Origin of the sequence: Pseudomonas sp. Sample_24 (assembly GCF_004307605.1) — a bacterium.
In the GTDB taxonomy this organism is placed as follows: Bacteria; Pseudomonadota; Gammaproteobacteria; order Pseudomonadales; family Pseudomonadaceae; genus Aquipseudomonas.
Map to the genome: position 1 here is coordinate 1 of NZ_RCNW01000462.1, position 786 is coordinate 786.

General features: G+C 60.2%; 1 protein-coding gene and 1 pseudogene. Both read left to right on the forward strand.

The genetic code is table 11. The annotated features are described in order from the left end of the window. A pseudogene (locus D8V06_RS26540) lies at positions 1-354 on the forward strand (FAD-dependent oxidoreductase); the annotation flags it as partial. A 194-nt stretch (positions 355-548) separates the two neighbouring features. Beyond that, positions 549-786 (forward strand): HU family DNA-binding protein (locus D8V06_RS26545; RefSeq protein WP_130907143.1); only part of this gene is annotated, 238 nt, incomplete at its 3' end.

A 786-nucleotide genomic window follows, 5' to 3' on the forward strand; every position in this document is an offset into this window, starting at 1 on the left:
TCTCACGCCAATATCTACGCGTTGGGCGACTGCGCCGAGGTCGATGGGCTGAATCTGTTGTACGTGATGCCCCTGATGAGCTGTGCGAGGGCGCTGGCCCAGACCCTCGCCGGCAAGCCGACAGCAGTCAGCTACGGCCCGATGCCCATCACCGTAAAAACCCCGGTGTGCCCATTGGTGGTGTCCCCGCCTCCTCGGGGTTCGGAAGGTGTCTGGACGGTCGAAGGGCAGGGGGCTGACATCAAAGTGCTATGCCGCGATGCCAGCGGAAAACTGCTCGGTTATGCCCTGACGGGCGCGGCCGTGATGGAGAAACTGGCCCTGAACAAAGAGCTTCCGGCACTGCTGGCGTAAATACCGGTCGTTCTGTCGGAATCACCCCTGTTTTGCCCCTACATTGGCCGCGCCGATACTGGCGCGGCTCCTCGCTGCGTGCCATCCTCACTCCCGTCTGCCGCAGAGTAGAGCACCTGCGGCGCTTTGGGCGCTGTTCCACAGAGAGCAGCACGGACATAACAACAAAAAACCGTCAAAGGGGCTTCACTAATATGCGTAAACCAGAACTCGCTGCAGCAATTGCTGAAAAAGCAGACCTCACCAAAGAGCAGGCCAACCGCGTTCTCAACGCCGTACTCGAAGAAATCACCGGCGCCCTGCACCGCAAAGACAGCGTAACGCTGGTAGGCTTCGGCACCTTCCTGCAACGCCACCGCGGCGCCCGTACCGGCAAAAACCCGCAAACCGGTGAGCCAGTCAAAATCAAGGCCAGCAACACAGTTGCCTTCA